The sequence below is a fragment of the Ochrobactrum sp. RH2CCR150 genome, assembly GCA_014138095.1.
GTDB lineage: Bacteria > Pseudomonadota > Alphaproteobacteria > Rhizobiales > Rhizobiaceae > Brucella > Brucella gambitense.
This window is the reverse complement of sequence record JACGXE010000001.1, coordinates 460,958-478,568: the sequence shown is the minus strand read 5'-3', so window position 1 is coordinate 478,568 and position 17,611 is coordinate 460,958. Positions and strand designations below refer to the sequence as shown.

Below are 17,611 nucleotides of genomic sequence, written 5' to 3'. Positions count from 1 at the left end.
CGAAGGACAAATCAGTGGACGTCTTGCGCATCGCAGCCTTCTCGCAAGGCAATCAGGGCGGCAACCCAGCAGGCGTGCTGATTGCGGACCGCCTTCCCTCTCCAGAGGAAATGCAGAAAATTGCCAAGGAGGTTGGCTTTTCTGAAACAGCTTTCGCCATGCCGGATGGCGAAAGCTGGCGCGTACGCTATTTCGCGCCCGAAATGGAAGTGCCGTTCTGCGGCCATGCCACCATTGCTCTCGGTGCAGCGCTGGCCATGCGCATGGGCGACGGACATTTCAATCTGAAGCTCAATGGCAGCACCATCAGCGTTGACGGTCGCAAGGAAGGTGAGCTGTTCGCCGCCAGCCTGCAATCACCGCCGACGCGCAACCGTGCAGCCGCCGAAGTCGAGGTGGAACAGGCTCTGTCGCTGTTCAGTTACGACAAGGACGATCTTGCGCCGGGCATTCCGCCCGCGTTGATCCATGCAGGCGCAGACCACATATTGCTACCGCTGCGCTCACGCGAGAAGCTGGCCTCGATGCATTATGATCTGGCGCGTGGGCGTGTGATGATGAAACGGCAGGGCTGGACGACCATCCTGCTCATCCATTCGGAAACGCCGCAGCGCTTCCACAGCCGCAATCCGTTTGCAGCCGGCGGCGTCTATGAAGACCCGGCAACGGGCGCTTCCACGGCGGCCTTTGCCGCCTATCTGCGTGATATCGGCTGGCCGCATGGCGGCGAGATCGAAGTGTTTCAGGGCGAGGACATGGGAAGCCCATCGCATATTCGCGCCGAGATCGGCACGGAACGCGGCGGATCGATCCGGCTGTCCGGCACAGCACGACTGATGGAATAGACAGGTTGAGCAGCCCGTCACACCCTGACGAGCTGCTCCACCCTCTCTTCATTGCCGAAGAATTTGAGATAACGCGCCACTTCCTTCGGATCGCCTGTCGCTTTCTGCGGATTGTCGGAAAGCTTGACCGCCGGATGGCCATTGGCATCCGTTACCTTACAGACCAGCGAAATGGCGTTCAGCCCTTCGATGTTTTTCGGCGCACAACCCATGAAATCATTGGTGAGGTTGGTGCCCCAGCCGAAGCTCATACGCACACGGCCTTCGAAGTGACGATAGGTATCTTCGATCGTATCGACATCCAGCGCATCGGAGAAAATAAGCAGCTTTTCACGCGGATCTTTGCCGCGTGACTTCCACCATTCGATGATGCGCTCGCCGCCTTCGACGGGCGGGGCGCTGTCGGGACGGAAACCTGTCCAGTCAGCAACCCAGTCCGGCGCATTACGCAGAAAGGCCGCAGTGCCGAAGGCATCCGGCAGGACGATCAGCAGATTGCCGCCATAGTAACGATTCCAGTCCTGCAACACGCGGTAAGGGGCGCTGCGTAGTTCCTCATCGGTTTTGGCGAGTGCCGCCAGCACCATCGGCAATTCATGCGCATTGGTGCCGAGCGCTTCAAGGTCGGTATCCATGGCCAGAAGCACGTTGCTGGTGCCGGTGAAGGAACCGCCAATGCCTTCCTTCAGCGCCTCGACGCACCAGCGCTGCCACAGGAAAGAATGGCGGCGGCGGGTGCCGAAATCCGAAATTTTCAGGTCGGGCAACAGGCGCAAGCGCTCCACCTTGCTCCACATCTTGGCCTTGGCGCGGGCATAGAGCACATCGAGCGAGAACGGCCCGAGATTCTTCATCGCCGCGCGCGAACGCAACTCATTGATGATGGCAAGTGCTGGAATTTCCCACATGGAAGTGTGAGACCACGGCCCATGGAAATGCAGCTCATACTGCCCGTCCTTGCGACGAAGCTCATATTCCGGCAGCTGGAAATCATGCAGCCATGCCAAAAATTCAGGCTGGAAAATCTGCTTGCGGCCATAGAATGTATTACCCGCCAGCCAGATCATTTCCTTCTTGGAAAAGCGCAGCGTGCGCGCATGATCAAGCTGTGCGCGCAGCTCGCCTTCGTCGATCTCGTCGGCAAGCCGCACCGAGGTCGTGCGGTTGATGAGCGAGAAGGTCGCGTCCACCTTGGGGTAGAGACCCCAGATCATCTGGAGCATCAGAAGCTTGTAGAAATCCGTATCCAGCAGGCTGCGGATAATCGGATCGAGCTTCCAGGCGTGGTTATAGACACGGCGCGCGATATCAGTTCTGGCCATGACGGCCTCCAGAAAATAACAAGTATCCGATGGCACAGGCATCTGGATCTACTTAGAGCATTTCCAGCAAAAGTGCGTAGCGGTTTTGCGTAGGATAATGCTCAAGAATAAGCCCTGAGTCGTGCAAAAGGCGGGTTTTCACCCGCCTTTTTAATCGGTTCACTTCTGTTTGGGAAGCTCTACCACAATTTCGTGTTCGCCATCCGGCTTGATCGGCACGCCTTCATCCGGTTTGCCGACCTTGCGACCGTTGAGCTTGATCGTCTTGTCCTTGGCACCAGCGACAACCTTGACCCGATAGAGCGCCTCGCCGAAGCGAAGTTCGGCTTCATAGCCATCCCATTCCGGCGGCAACGCCGGATCGAGATGCAGCCTGTCGCCGCGCTTTGTCACGCCGAGGATGCCCTCGGTCGCCACGCGGTAGAACCAGCCAGCCGAGCCTGTATACCAGGTCCAGCCGCCCTGTCCGCGCCGCGGCTCGACGGAATAGATGTCGGCTGCGATCACGTAAGGTTCGACACGATAGACATCCGGGTTGCGGCCATGATTGACCGGGCTGATCAGTGAGAACAGATGCCAGGCTTCCGCCGCCTTGCCCATGCGGGCCAGCGCCAGAATGGCCCATGTTGCGCCATGGGTATACTGACCGCCATTCTCGCGAACGCCGGGCGGATAGCCCTTGATGTAACCCGGCTCCTGCACGGTCTTGTCGAAAGGCGGCGTGAAGAGGCGAAGCAATTCGCCCTCATCATCCAGCAGACGCTTTTCGAGCGAAGCCATCGCCTGTTCGGCGCGCTTCGGATCGGCAACGCCGGACAAAACGCTCCAGGACTGCGCAATGGCGTCGATCTGGCATTCGTCGCTGTCTTTTGAGCCAAGCGGCGCGCCGTTGTCGTAGAAACCGCGGCGATACCACTCGCCATCCCAGCCGTCGCGATCCAGAGCAGCCGTCAGGCTTTCCAGATGCGCTTTCCAGATGTCGACGCGCGTCTTGTCCTTGCGCGCCTCGGCAATCGGGATGAACTGACGCAGCGTATAGGCCAGGAACCAGCCGAGCCACACGCTTTCGCCTTGTCCCTTCACGCCGACAAGGTTCATGCCGTCGTTCCAGTCGCCGCCGAGGATCAGCGGCAGACCATGCTGGCCGGTGCGATCAACCGCGAGGTCGAGCGCCAGCGCGCAATGCTCATAAAGGCTCACCGTGTCCTTGGAGATTTCCGGCTCATAGAAGGCATCATGTTCGCCTTCTTCCAGCTTGCGCCCGACAAGGAAGGGCAGCTTTTCATCGAGGATAGAACGGTCGCCCGTCGTCTCGACATAAAGCGACGTGCCATAGCCGAGCCAGACCACATCGTCCGAAATCAGCGTGCGCACACCGGCACCCGTGGCAGGCAGCCACCAATGCTGGACATCGCCTTCAGGGAACTGACGCGATGCCGCATTGAGGATCTGCGCGCGGGCGAGCGTCGGATCAATGAGCAGCAGCGACAGCGTGTCCTGCAACTGGTCGCGGAAGCCGAAGGCACCGCTGGCCTGATAGAAGGCGGCGCGTGCCCAGATACGGCAGGCAATCGCCTGATAAGGCAGCCAGCCATTGACCAGAAGGTCGAATGATGGGTCGGGCGTCTTCACCTGCACGCGGTTGAAGAGCGTTTCCCACTGGTTCTTCGCCGCCTGCAGCTTGTCTTCGAAAGACGCGCTGCGGGTGTCGGAGATCAGCTTCTTCGCCTGCGCCTGATCGGCAGCATTGCCGAGCAGGAACACCAGTTCACGGCTTTCGCCCGGTCCGACTTCAACGTCGAGCGCCAGCGCCGCGCACGGATCGCGTCCGGCTTCCACTGTATTGGACAGTGCCTTGCCTGCAAGCACGACTTCCGGCCTGTCCACCGAACCGGTGGTGCCGATGAACTCGCTGCGATCGGCAGTCACCGATTGCGGCTTTTCAGTCGCCGCAAAGAAGGCGATCTGGCCAGACTTGTCCGGATGGTACGGATTGCCTGCGAAGAGCGCGCCCAGTTCGTCATCATGCGACGGCACGATGAACGGCACGTTCTTGGCGCGGGCATTGCCGAGCACCCATTCGACATAACCATAGGCGCGCAGCTTGCGCTTGGAGCGGCCCTTGTTGGTGACCGTCAGGCGTGACAGGCGCACCGGCTTGTCAGCATCGACGATATGGGTCAGTTCCAGCGCCAGTTCACCATGCTGCGCCGCAAAGGTGCTGTAGCCATGGCTGTGGCGCGCTTCATAGGTCACCGCCTCGTCACGCAGCACATTCGACGTTGGCGCGAAGGTGCGGCCTGTTTCGCGGTCGAGGAGATAGATCGCCTCGCCCGGACGGTTGGTGACCGGATCGTTGGCCCATGGGGTCAACTGATAGTCGCGGCTGTTGCCAGCCCAGGTGAAGGCCGAACCTTCCGCCGAGACATGGAAACCGAAGGACGGATTGGAAATGACGTTGATCCACGGATGCGGCGTGTTGGTCAGGCCATTGACCCGCACAACATAACTGCCGTCTTCTGCAAAACCACCATAGCCGTTCCAGAACTGGAGATCGTCGCCCATTGGGGCCGGACGATTGGTGACCTTCGGCTTGACGACCGGACGGCGTTCTTCCGTGCTGCCGGACCCGCGCTCGATAACGGCGGGTGCAAGACCAGCAGCCCCGAGACCCTGAACCGCAGCCTGACCGGTCGTTGCCGACTTGGCGTCGCGCGCGGCCAGATCCACCGTGATTTCCTCGCTGCGGCGCAGCTGCTCGGCAAGCGAGCCGTTCTGCGCATGCATGACGATGCGTGCCGAAGCCAGAAGCGTGTTGTAGCTTTCGTCGCTCATCTGGTCGCGGCGCACCGCGAAGATGTGTGGCTGGCCACCACCCCGGGCGCGGAAACCTTCCACGATCCAGTCGATAGCGCGTTGGGTATCCTGCGCATAGGAGAAGGCACGTTCGTTGACCGCCACCACATCAACGGTGAGGCCCTTCGAGCGCCAATATTCCTGCGCGCGCAACACGCCACGCAACACTTCGAGATCGGCTTCATTGTCAATCCGCAGAGCGAAGATCGGATAATCGCCGGAAATAGACATCGGCCACAGATCGGACTGTTTGCCGAGACCGCTGGCGATGGTTTCCGGCGGCTGGCGCAAGGTCCGTTCCGGATAGAGCAGATAGGCCGCGACCTTCTGATAATCGGCAGCTTCCGCCGGCTTGATGCCGATATGGTAGAGCTGTACCTGCGAGCTGGTCCACGACAGTGAGAACTCTCGGGCAAAGCTTTCCGGATGACGATGCATCGCCACGGCATGTTCCACCGCATCGCGGCTGCCACCGGCGAAGGTCCAGAAAACAAGGCTCACCTTCTTGTGCGCCGGAACGCGGACGCGAGTGCGCACCGATGCAATCGGATCGAGCACGCAGCCCTGGCTGCCGGTGAATTTCGCACCCGGTTCAAACGCAATGGCATCGCGCAGGCTGCGGCCACGACCGATGAAGGCGCGACGGTCGGTTTCGACCTCGGTTTCACGGACAGCGCCGGTCAGATCGGTGACGAAATGCGCCACATGGATATCCGGATCGGACGGCGCGCGCTTGCGGCGCTTGGCATAGATGGTCGAACCGTTATCGGCGATTTCGGTTTCGACGAACATCTTGGCAAAGGCCGGATGGGCGGCATCGCTGTCCTTGTCGGTCAGCACCAGTTCCTCATAGGAGGTAACTTCGATGATGCGGTCACGCGCAGACGTATTGATGATGTCGAGCCTGCGGCCCTCACCGTCATATTCCGACGAGACGATCACTTCCATGACGGTCTTGATGTCACCGGCGGTCTTGTAGAATTCCGCCTTGTCTTCGGTGAAGACTGTCTTGGTTTCTTCGTCCGGATTGCGCACCGGTTCGCCGGTCGCCGACCACCAATAGCCGCTTTCCATATCGCGAAGGAACAGGAACGACCCCTGAAGGTCTTCCGACGCATCGGCGTGGAAACGGGTGATGTCCCAATTGTGCCAGCGGCTGTAGCCGGAACCATTGGCCGTGACCATCAGCGCATATTGGCCGTTCGACATCATATGCGTGGTGCGCGGCGCCTTGAACGGCTTGTCGATGATGCGCATCGGCGCATCGTCGAAACCACCCGAATCCACGCGCATCGGATTTTCCGTCTTGGCGTAGATCATCGGGATTTCGCGCGGCGCCTTTTCCTGCAACAGGAGTTCGGCAGCTTCGATCACCGGATCGGAGTGGAAACGCTCACGCATACGGCCTTCGAAGATCACATTGTTGACCGCGATGATCGCCATGCCATGGTGGTGGGCATAATAGTTCTTCACGACCGCACAGGTTTCGCCTTCGCGAACACGCGACGGGGTGAAGTCCACGGAATCGTGGAAGCCATAGCGGCCCAGCGCGCCAAGCTTGGCCAGACGCTTAAGGTTGGCGACGGCAGCCGCTGGCTGATATTGCGATGCGAGCAGGCTCGCATAAGGCGCGATAACTGCATTGCGCGACAGGCCGCGCTGGAGACCCAGGTTAGGCACGCCGAAATTGGAATATTGGTAGTTCATATGCGCGTCACGCGCATTGAACGCCGCTTCCGAAATGCCCCATGGCAGACCGCGCGAGGTCGCATAATCGATCTGGCGCTGCACGACAAGCTTATTCGTCTGGTCGAGCAGCGAACCGAGCGGCTCGGACATGACCAGCGGCGGCATCAGATATTCGAACATCGAGCCGGACCAGGAGAGCAGAGCGCCCTTCCAGCCCACCGGCACCAGAAGACGGCCAAGCTTGAACCAATGCTCGACCGGCACGTCGCCCTTGGCGATGGCGAACAGGCTCGCCAGACGCGCTTCGGATGCCAGAAGATCGTAGCAGCTTTCATCCAGTTCGTTTTCCTGCACGCGGAAACCGATCGACAGAAGGCGACGCTCTTTGCGCTCAAGGAAGCCGAATTGCATATCGAACGCTAGCTGACGCGAACGTGTTGCGAGATCGCGCAGGCGCTCGCGCAACGCGTCGGTATCGCGTTCGCCCATGGCGTCATCGGTATGCGCCTGACAGGTATCGACCAGAATACGCGCCCATTCCTTGGCCTCACCGCTGGCGGGCGTCTCGATCTCGCTGTCGAGTTCTTCCATCAGACGCACGATGTCATTGGCGAAAAGCGACAGGTTGATCGTGCGGAAGGATGCTGTTTCCGGCTCTTCCTTGATGGTGCGCACGGCGCGGCGGAAATTGGCGGTACGTTCTTCCAGACGACGGCGCAGCGGACGCAGGATGCGGCGATCGTCCGGGATATTCGCGATGGTTTCCTCAAGGATGTCGTTGACATCAAGGATGCCGTCGAGATCGCCCTGGACATAGACGGACGGTGCTTCAGCCCATTCTTCGAGCGCCGAAGACAGCGTCACCAGATGGCCGGCGAGATTGCCGCTATCGACCGCCGAAACATAGAGCGGGCGCATCGGGGTCAGCGTGTTGGTTTCGTACCAGTTATAGAGATGGCCCTGATACTTCTCCATCTTTTCCAGCGTATCGACAGTCGCCTCGACACGCTGGACCGTTTCGTCAAAGCCAATCCAGCCGAAATCGCGGGCTGCGACAATCGACAGAAGATAGACGCCGATATTGGTCGGCGAAGTGCGCTGCGCCAGCACCGGCAGCGGGTCTTCCTGGAAATTGTCCGGCGGCAGATGATGGTTTTCGTCGTTCGCAAACTCGGCGAAATAACGCCAGGTCCGGCGCGCATAACGGCGCAGATCCGACTTGTCGGATGACAGAACCTCAAGCGTATCCTGCGGCTTGGCCGAACGGCTGACGAGCCATGCGATCAGCGGCGAGACGAACCAGATTACCGCAAAAGGTGCTGCAATCAGCGCGGCATGGCTTTCGGCAGCAAGCGGAAACAGGATCGCCAGACCCGCAATGGCCATGGCTGGCCACATGAGCTGGAAATAGAACAGCAGCGTGTCCGGTGACGTCTTGGCCTGAGCGGCTGTGCGCCATTCCAGAAGATTACGGCGCGAAACGAACAGACGATAGACCGTGCGCGCAATGGCATCAGCCATCAGGAAAGCCGAATGCGCGATGAAGGTGGTGCGCAGCGCCACATCCGCCGTGCCGAGCGCGATATCGGTCAGAACCGATTGCGCATGGCCCTTCAGCGAATAATCCATATTCACCGGGATCAGATTGGTGACGATGCCGAACGTCGGCGCCACAAACATGCTGACGATCAGGAAGCCCTGCCAGACGGCAGCCGCACCAAGCGGCAGCACACTCCAGCCGACCACGGCGGCGAGAAGCCACAGGATCGGGTTCAGCGAACGGCGCAGATTGTCGACCATCTTCCAGCGGGTCGTGGCGCTGACGCCGCGATTGGTGGAGAACAGCCATGGCAGAAGCTGCCAGTCGCCACGCGCCCAGCGATGGTGGCGCGACACGTCGACATTATAGCCGGTCGGATAATCTTCCACGACTTCCACGTCGCTGACCAGAGCCGCGCGGGCATAGCCGCCTTCGAGAAGATCGTGGCTGAGAAGCGTGTTTTCCGGCACGCGATCCTTCAGCGCTGCCTCAAAGGCGTCGATGTCGTAGAGACCCTTGCCGGTGAAGGTGCCTTCGCCGAGCAGATCCTGATAGGTGTCGGAAACCGCGAAGACATAAGGATCGATGCCGCGATTGACCGAGAAGACGCGCTGCAGGAACGACGCTTCGTCGCCGGTGGTCAGCGACGGCGTGACGCGCGGCTGCAAGATGCCATAACCGCGAACGACCTTGCCGGTCTTTTCGTCGATGACCGGACGGTTCAGCGGATGGCTGAGCTTTCCGGCCAGATTGGTAACGGATTCCGGCGTCAGACGCGTATCGGCGTCCAGCGTCATCACATATTTGATTTCTTTCGGCAGCCGCTCGTCCGGCGGGAAGAAGCTCGTATCCTGATCGCCACGCAGAAGCAGGTTCAGCTCATGCAGCTTGCCGCGCTTGCGCTCCCAGCCCATCCAGCAGTTCTGCTTGTCGTTGAACAGGCGACGACGATGCATGAGGAAGAAGCGCGGCTGGTCGCCGCCCGTATAATGCTCGTTGAGCTTGGCGATTTCCTCACGCGCATATTCGTAGATTTCCATATCCGCAGAGGAGATTTCCTGCTTCGCATCCACCCAGTCGCTGACCAGCGCGAAATAAATCTCGCCACGCGGATTGGTGAGATAATGGACTTCCAGATTGCGAATCTGCTCGTCGATGGAATCACGCGAGGTGATGAAGGTCGGCACAGCGACAAGCGTGCGCGCCTCTTCAGGCAGACCTTCCTTATATTCGAAACCGATCAGGCGCGTCGGCTGCACAAACCACGGCACCAGCGCATTGAACAGCGAATAGGACGCATCCATTGCCGGGAAAATCGCCAGCAACGTGAACAGCGTGCGCAGATCGGTCGAAAGACCGGCGCGGCTCATGCAGTAATTGACGAGCAGCAGAATGAGGATCGTGAAGATCGCCGTCGGGATGAACAGCCCGAGAAGTCCAAGCCCGCGATAAAAGCGCAGTGCCTTGACGCCAAACGGCGCCTTGTAACCGCAGACTTTCTCCAGCTCACTGCGACCGTCGCCGGACAGATAATAGGCGATGGAGCCCTTGCCTTCGGCTTGCGGATGGCCTGCCTGCTCGGCGCGCTGTCCTTCTTCGGCAAGCATGAGCGCTGCCCAGGTGATGTCGATTTCGCTCATATCCGAATAGCGGGCGAGCTTTTCAATCGTCACGCGATAGGCGTTGCGCGAGCGGAAATCGAGAAGTTCGAAATCGCTGTGATCGCGCAGAATCGCATCGACCTCGTTGACGGTTTCGAACCAGGTTTCCCAATCCACGTCATCGATGGATTTCAGGCTGCGGATGATGTTGCCCATCGTCACGCCGCCAGTGGACTGGCGCGCATGTTCTTCGACGATGGCGTCTTCCGGGTTGCTGCCTTCCTGCTCCAGAATCCGCTCCAGCCAGCTTGCAGCCGCCGTGGTGTCGGTGGATGCAGAACGCAGACGATAGAGAAGATGCGTGGCAAAAGTGCTGTCGCGCGCGGCCTGCGCATATTGCGCCAGAACGGAATCCAGCTCCGCACCATCGGCAACGACGATGCGGTCGGCAGCCGTGTTGGCGAGATTGCGCATGTCGCGGGCGCGGTCAACGCGCAACGCCAGACGGCGCGCATTCTCGATCAGGAAATAGCGAACGGCGGACGGCAGCGCCCACAATTCGCCGATCTTGAGCGGCTCGACCTCCTGAAAGCCCTGAACGATAGCCGTCAGGGTTTTCAGCGAAAAATTGCTGTCCGTATGAGCGACATAAAGCCAGGCGAGCGCGAAAATGCGCGGCATGCCTTCAACCGCCTTATAGGGCGGCAACTGGCGAATGAAGCGACGCGGCAGATCGCGGCGGGCCTGCTGGACATTCTTGTCGATCTGATAATGATTATCGAGCAGCCATTGCGCAGCAGGCGTGATGGTCTCACCCGCACGCGACGCAGCGTCAGACGCGCGATAAGCGTGCAGGATCAGCTTGCCGTTTTCGGACAGACGCTGATCGAACGGAAACGCCAGATAGCCCGGCAGCGGGATATTCTCCCCGCGGGCGACGGTGCTTGCCAGAACACGCAGCTCATCTTCTGTCTTGTAGAGAGCGCGTATCGGCGATGGCTGTTCCGGCGGAATCTGATCAAAACCGCCCTGCCCGGTGGATTTCGGCTCCATCGGACTATTCGCTTTGGGTGGCTTTGACGATGTATTCTCGGTTGAGGTTGAATTGGAGTGCGAAGAAGACAATTCCGGCATCTGCCTTAACAGCCTTTCCGAAGGAAATGAGTAATCTGCGGCGGTGGATACTAAATTCGATTCAGTTTAGGGAAACGACAGTATCCTTGATCGGTTCCCTGCATGTCGCCCGCTTTTGGCCAAAATGCGACGGCGCATTGTGCTGATATTCAAACCGTTTAAATCGCAACGCACAATTCTTTCCGAACAGTAATGTTGCGTTATGAAAATCGTGGCCTTTTGCAATCCTAACATATTGAAATTTAAAATAATACCACCCTGAGTAAGCGAGCAGAAAATTTACACGTCCGTCGGCGCTCACCCCCGACAGAACGAAAAAAGCGGCTGTCGCGCGAGAATCACCGCGCGACAGCCGCCTTTTGTCTGTTTATCGGATCAGAAACCGCGATTCAGGCGTCGATTTTTGCCGAAGTTCCCGCCGATGCCTTTTCGGGTCCGCCCGCCGGAAACAACTTCCAGTAGCGCGGGCGAAAGGCGATGCGGCTTTTCTCCGCAGCCGGGTGTTCAGCCGGAATTTCGATCTCGATGCGCTCCCGCGCACCACCCACTTCAAGCTCCACGCGCCGCTTACCGCCGGAGCGACGGCTTGCCACCACCGTGCCTGCGATGCAGCCGCCGCAACCGTCGAGCAGTTCGACATCATGCGGGCGGAAATAGAGCTGCGCTTCGCCGCTTGCAGCACCCTCGGCGGTGAGGCCGATATTGCGATCCGTCAGCCAGACTTCGCCATTCTCGACCCGCACCGGAAGCGTGCTGGACTCGCCGATAAATCCATAGACGAAAGGCGAGTTCGGATCGTCATAGACCTCATCCGGCGTGCCGATCTGTTCGATGCGTCCCTGGCTCATGACCACAACGCGGTCGGCCAGTTCCAGTGCCTCATCCTGATCATGCGTGACGAAAACAGTGGTGTGGCCGGTCTTGTCGTGAATCTCACGCAGCCAGCGGCGCAATTCCTTGCGCACCAGAGCGTCAAGCGCGCCGAAAGGCTCGTCAAGTAGCAAGACTTTCGGCTCGATGGCCATGGCGCGGGCAAGCGCGACGCGCTGGCGCTGGCCACCCGAAAGCTGGGCGGGATAGCGCTTTTCAAGCCCCTGCAACTGCACCAGATCAAGCAGTTCCAGTGCGCGACGGCGGATTTCACCGGTGGCCGGACGAGTCGAACCCGGACGAACCTTGAGGCCGAAACCGATATTGTCCGCAACCGTCATATGCCGGAACAGCGCATAATGCTGGAAGACAAATCCGACATTGCGCTCCTGCACGCTCTTCTGCGAGGCGTCTTCCTCACCGAAGAAAATCGTACCTTCGGTCGGTGTTTCCAGTCCGGCGATCAAACGCAACAGCGTCGTCTTGCCCGAACCGGAAGGGCCGAGCAGCGCGATCAGTTCGCCAGAACGGATATCCAGCGACACATTATGCAAAGCCGGAAAACGGGCGAACTCTTTACGCACATCGGCAACACGAACTTCCATTCCCAATCCTTTCCCCTGCCGCTTCGCGGCCATCGTTCTTTCAAGCGCGTTCAAGCGCACGGGATCAGCATCCCAGATTGTTTTCAGTGCCCGTTGCTGCCCGCCAGCTCATCACTGTAGCGCAGTTCGAGAATTGTCTTGATCGCCAGCGTCAGAAGCGCCAGCAGGGCCAGAAGCGAGGCCACCGCGAATGCCGCGACGAAGTTATACTCGTTATAGAGAATTTCCACATGCAAAGGCATCGTATTGGTGAGACCGCGAATGCGGCCCGATACCACCGATACGGCGCCGAACTCGCCCATGGCACGCGCATTACAGAGCAGAACGCCATAGAGAAGGCCCCATTTGATATTCGGCAGCGTGACATAGCGAAATGCCTGCCAGCCATTGGCGCCAAGCGAAATCGCCGCTTCTTCATCACCGGTTCCCTGCTCCTGCATCAGCGGGATCAGTTCACGCGCCACAAACGGAAACGTCACGAAAACCGTCGCCAGCACGATGCCGGGCACTGCGAAGAGTATCTGGATACCATGTTGCTCCAGCCACGGCCCGAGCAGGCTGTGGCTGGAGAACAGCAGCACGAAGACCAGACCGGAAATCACCGGCGACACCGAAAACGGCAGGTCGATCAGTGTGGTCAAGAGCGCCTTGCCCTTGAACTCGAACTTGGCAATTGCCCATGCCGCGGCAACGCCGAAAACCAGATTGAGCGGCACGGCGATTGCCGCGACAGTCAAAGTAAGCCTGATTGCCGACCAGGCGTCCGGCTCCAGCAAGGCCTCGACATAGGCCGTGGGACCTTTGCGGAAAGCTTCCACAAAGACTGCAACCACCGGCAGGATCAAGAAGAGAGCCAGAAACGCCAGCGCAAGCCCAATCAGGATGATGCGCGTCGGCAGGCTTTCCGTCACGGCGCTCTGACTGGCGCGGCCAGTGCGACTAGTGCGCTTTTTTTCATTCGCCATAGCCGTATTTCTTTCTTGATCGCGCCTGAATGAGATTGATGAGCAAGAGCATCGCGAAGGATAGCACCAGCATGATGGTGGCCAGCGCTGTCGCACCGGCGTAGTCAAACTCCTCCAGCTTGACCACGATCAGCAGCGGCGCAATTTCCGACACATAGGGCGTGTTGCCCGCAATGAAGATGACAGAGCCATATTCACCCACGCCGCGCGCAAAGGCGAGCGCGAAGCCGGTCAGAATGGCGGGCTGAAGGCTCGGCAGAAGCACGCGCCAGATGGTCTGGAAACGCGAGGCGCCAAGCGTCGCCGCTGCCTCTTCAACTTCACGGCTGATTTCTTCCATGATCGGCTGCACAGTGCGCACGACGAATGGCAGGCCGATGAAGATCAGCGCGATCACGATGCCGAGGCGCGTAAACGCGATGCGAATGCCGAAGGGCGCAAACAGGCTGCCGATCCAGCCGTTCGGCGCATAGATGGCGGCCAGCGCAATACCGGCAACCGCCGTCGGCAGCGCAAACGGAATATCGACAATGGCGTCGATGAAACGGCGACCCGGAAAGCGATAACGGGTCAGGACCCAGGCCAGAATGACGCCGAACACAACATTGACCAGCGCGGCGATAAATGCCGTTCCGAAGCTGGTTTCTAGCGCCTTCAGCGTGCGTTGATCGGTGATGAGCCGCCAAAAACCGGCGAAGCCGACATCCGTGGAGCGCAGCACGAGAGCTGCCAGCGGGATGAGAATGAGAAGGGTGAGATAGGCAACACTGAAACCGAACGTCAGTCCGAAACCTGGAATGACGCTCGGCTTGCGAAAGTGAAACCCTGCTCTGGCCCGTGCAGGGAGCGAAGACATGCTTTTGTTTTGTTCCCTTTTTCAGTGGCTGCAAATATCAGCTCCGATTCATGCGGGCTGACTGTGCTTTATCTGCGCATTAAACGGAAAGCCGCGTCTGTCGCGGCTCCCCGAAATGGCTGCCTCTTATTTGCCAGGCTTGTAGATCTGGTCGAACGTGCCTCCGTCACCGAAATGGTAAGGCTGCGCCTTGGCCCAACCGCCGAAAATCGGATCATCGATGGTCACCAGCGTCAAGTCGGGAAGTTTGCGCTGCTGGTCAGCCGGGATCAGATCTGGCTTCGACGGGCGGTAGAAATGCTTGGCTGCAATGGCCTGACCTTCCGGCGAATAGAGATATTCGAGATAGGCCTGCGCCAGCTTGGTGGTGCCGTTTTCCTCGGCGTTCTTGTCAACGACCGCGACCGGCGGTTCAGCCAGAATCGATTGCGGCGGCACGACGATATCGAAAGCGTCTTCACCAAATTCGGCAACCGAGAGATAGGCTTCATTTTCCCAGGCCAGCAGCACATCGCCAAGCTGACGCTGCACGAAGCTGGTCGTCGCACCACGCGCACCGGTATCGAGCACTGGCACATGGCGGAACAGGTCAGCGATGTAATCCTTGATCTTCTGTTCGTCGCCGCCATACTGCTTATAGGCCCAGGCCCAAGCGGCAAGATAGTTCCAGCGTGCACCGCCGGAGGTCTTCGGGTTCGGCGTGATGACTTCCACGCCATCCTTCACTAGATCGCCCCAATCCTTGATGGCCTTGGGGTTACCCTTGCGCACCAGAAAAACGATGGTCGACGTATAGGGCGACGAATTGTTCGGCAGGCGCTTGCGCCATTCCTTGTCGATCTTGCCCGTGCGCTCCGCAATCGCGTCGATATCGCTTTCGAGCGCCAGCGTCACCACATCGGCTTTGACGCCATCGATCACCGAACGGGCCTGTGCGCCCGAACCGCCATGCGATGCACGGATGGTAACCGTTTCGCCGGTTTCCTTTTTCCAATGCGCCGCAAAGGCCGCATTGTAATCCTTGTACAGTTCACGCGTCGGATCGTAGGACACATTCAGAAGCGTCTGATCCGCATGGCTTGCCTGAACGGTTCCGGCCAGCGACGCCGCTGCCACCAATGCCGCCAAAGTGAGTGAAAGTTTCGATAATTTCACGACCGCCTCCATTGTTTCCTTTGGGTCCCCCCACGGGTTATCCCTCGAGTATCCATTGGTCAGGACAGTATCAGAGGTCTTTGACGACAGGATGCCACAACCTCACCGAAATTTAAAACGGCTTCGAAAAATCTACTCCCTTTTGAGGATATTTCGGGGATATTTTTTCCGGCACCCTATCGAAACACGCCGGACGTAGCATCATTAACTCACCGGGCGGGCGCGGGAATCATCGCCGAAGCTGCGTTCAATACAAGAGGCGGCTGTTTCGGCTCGTTCCAACCAATATAGTTGTAAAAGTCGTAGCGCCAGATGCCGATGGCCTCATGCAGCGCCAGATCGGTGATCAGAAAATAGAGGCCAGCCGAAGACATATTGGTATGCGCCGCCGTCAGATAACCGGCTGCGACCGGCTCGGGCGTCGCGCCGAAATGTGCCAGATACAGCAGGTCACGCTTTATGATCGGCGCCGCCTGCAGCAGCACGATTTTCGCAGGCTTGATCGCGCGCAGGATTGCTGCGGTGTTCTTTGCGTTCTGCCAGCTATTCCGGCTCTTCTCGTCCAACAGGATTGAAGCGGGATCGATCCCGGCCTTCACCAACTGCCCGGCAATCGATGCCGCCTCGGTTACACCCGTCCCAGCCACATCCGCGCCGCTGACAATGAAGGTGCATTTCAAAGCACTCTCTACACACTGATGGTTCATGCCCGCAGCAGCAAGGATCGGCCCATACGAAAAGGCAAGCGGCTCAACCACTTTCTTACCACGCTCGGTGACCGTCTGCGTGCCCATGCCGAAAACGACAAAGGCGGTATTGTCTTCGATTGGCGATTGCAGCGCCGATGAATAGGGCGACTGCAAGCGGTTCATCAGATAATCGGGCAGAATTGCCGATGCGATCGCGCCATAAAGAATAATGCCGATAGCAATAGAAAAAAGGCCAAGCTTGCGGCATTTGAAATAGTGAAGCAGCAAGCCGACAACGATGAATGCAACGGTGAGATTAAGCGTCATATCCAGAAAACCGATTATTATTATAAGTTTAGCAATAATTAATACAGTGAGACCACACATCGCGCAGGCAGGCAATCCCATAAGTTCGGGCTCAAGAAATTCGGAATACTAGCCAAGCGCACGCCTGCCCCGCCCACAACAGGCGAGATCAGTCATTCAAATGAAAATCCGCTAGAGTAAAAGGAAGCCGAGCCTGATCACGGCACCAGATAGTGCTTGTCCCACTGGTCTGCGGGGACTTCATCGCCAATATCATATTTGAACGAAGTGATATTGATGTGCTCATCATCGGTCTTGCAGGTGAAGGCGAGCTTGTACCAGCGCTCCCGGCTGCGAAATGCCGCACCCTCTGCGTCGATGGAATTCTTCTGCGTCACCGGATCGGAAAAAGCATAGGCCAGCACCTTGTCGACCGAGAATTTATTCTGTTCGCGGGTTATCCGCTCCATGGCTTCCACATCGCAACGCTGCTCCAGGCGGGTATCTGGGTCGAGCTTTTCGAGCTGCGCTTTTTCGGAAGCATTCATTGCGGAAGCTGGCAAGGCCATCGAAACCAGAGAAACAAGGCAAGCGACGGCAAAAGCCGGGGACAGAACAAACATAAATTTCATGAGACCTTCGGATACTCCTCGCAAATGCATCGGTGTATGGTGAGAATTGTTCCTCGACGCGGCGCGCGGGACTATAACAGCGATTTGGGGCGCAAAGCCGATCATCACCTGAAATTGATATATTACCAGAGCAATTATGACCCAATGCTCATTTTGACCACAGCTTTTGGCCGTGCCATCGGTCGGGTTTCGAACAGGATTTGCGGCGGGTGAGCAGCCTTCATTCCGCAATGGCTCTTGATTTCGTCCGCCCGACCGTGTTTGAAACCTCGAACGCCGCCATCGATGCGAAAGGTAGAGACATGAAGCCCGTTTTCCTGCAACTGCAGTGCGCTCCCGGCAAAACCTATGAGGTTGCCGACACTCTCTTTCAGCGCGAGATCGTGTCCGAGCTTTATTCGACCAGCGGCGAATTCGACCTGCTGGCAAAAATCTACGTCACCGAGGAGCACGATATCGGCAAATTCATCAACGAGAACGTGCTCAACATTCCCAATATCGTGCGCTCTCTGACCACGCTGACGTTCACAGCGTTTTGAGTATCGG

Annotated in this window: 10 protein-coding genes; 2 read left to right on the top strand and 8 right to left on the bottom strand. The window is 58.5% G+C overall.

What is annotated here, in order from left to right; genetic code table 11:
• The first annotated feature begins 14 nt into the window (after positions 1 to 14).
• A complete protein-coding gene (locus FHW03_RS02175; RefSeq protein WP_182519419.1) occupies positions 15 to 845 on the top strand; it encodes a PhzF family phenazine biosynthesis protein in 831 nt (276 codons plus the stop codon).
• Between the two features lie 17 nt (positions 846 to 862).
• On the opposite strand, the gene pncB is transcribed toward FHW03_RS02175, so the two are convergent.
• The 8 genes from pncB to FHW03_RS02135 all read right to left on the bottom strand — a co-directional run bounded on the left by pncB (position 863) and on the right by FHW03_RS02135 (position 17,065).
• Positions 863 to 2,167: a nicotinate phosphoribosyltransferase gene (gene pncB, locus FHW03_RS02170; RefSeq protein ID WP_138783929.1), complete on the bottom strand. Its 1,305-nt coding sequence runs from the start codon at positions 2,165 to 2,167 to the stop codon at positions 863 to 865.
• A gap of 159 nt (positions 2,168 to 2,326) precedes the next feature.
• Entirely contained in the window at positions 2,327 to 10,987 is an 8,661-nt protein-coding gene (locus FHW03_RS02165; RefSeq protein WP_182519146.1) for a GH36-type glycosyl hydrolase domain-containing protein, read from the bottom strand.
• 389 nt (positions 10,988 to 11,376) lie between these two features.
• On the bottom strand, positions 11,377 to 12,462 hold the full coding sequence (locus FHW03_RS02160; protein ID WP_182519145.1) for a sulfate/molybdate ABC transporter ATP-binding protein: 1,086 nt from the start codon (positions 12,460 to 12,462) through the stop codon (positions 11,377 to 11,379).
• Between the two features lie 83 nt (positions 12,463 to 12,545).
• Entirely contained in the window at positions 12,546 to 13,427 is an 882-nt protein-coding gene (cysW, locus tag FHW03_RS02155; RefSeq protein WP_182519144.1) for a sulfate ABC transporter permease subunit CysW, read from the bottom strand.
• A complete protein-coding gene (gene cysT / locus FHW03_RS02150) occupies positions 13,417 to 14,283 on the bottom strand; it encodes a sulfate ABC transporter permease subunit CysT (protein WP_182519143.1) in 867 nt (288 codons plus the stop codon). The genes cysW and cysT overlap by 11 nt, the downstream gene beginning before the upstream one ends.
• Positions 14,284 to 14,409: 126 nt before the next feature.
• Positions 14,410 to 15,438 (bottom strand): sulfate ABC transporter substrate-binding protein, encoded by a 1,029-nt coding sequence (locus FHW03_RS02145; RefSeq protein ID WP_078339708.1) that lies wholly within the window; start codon positions 15,436 to 15,438, stop codon positions 14,410 to 14,412.
• A gap of 209 nt (positions 15,439 to 15,647) precedes the next feature.
• Positions 15,648 to 16,454 (bottom strand): YdcF family protein, encoded by an 807-nt coding sequence (locus FHW03_RS02140; RefSeq protein ID WP_182519142.1) that lies wholly within the window; start codon positions 16,452 to 16,454, stop codon positions 15,648 to 15,650.
• A gap of 197 nt (positions 16,455 to 16,651) precedes the next feature.
• A complete protein-coding gene (locus FHW03_RS02135; protein ID WP_182519141.1) occupies positions 16,652 to 17,065 on the bottom strand; it encodes a DUF930 domain-containing protein in 414 nt (137 codons plus the stop codon).
• Positions 17,066 to 17,367: 302 nt separating this feature from the next.
• On the opposite strand from FHW03_RS02135, the gene FHW03_RS02130 reads away from it, so the two are divergent.
• A complete protein-coding gene (locus FHW03_RS02130; RefSeq protein WP_182519418.1) occupies positions 17,368 to 17,604 on the top strand; it encodes an Lrp/AsnC ligand binding domain-containing protein in 237 nt (78 codons plus the stop codon).
• Positions 17,605 to 17,611: the final 7 nt, after the last annotated feature.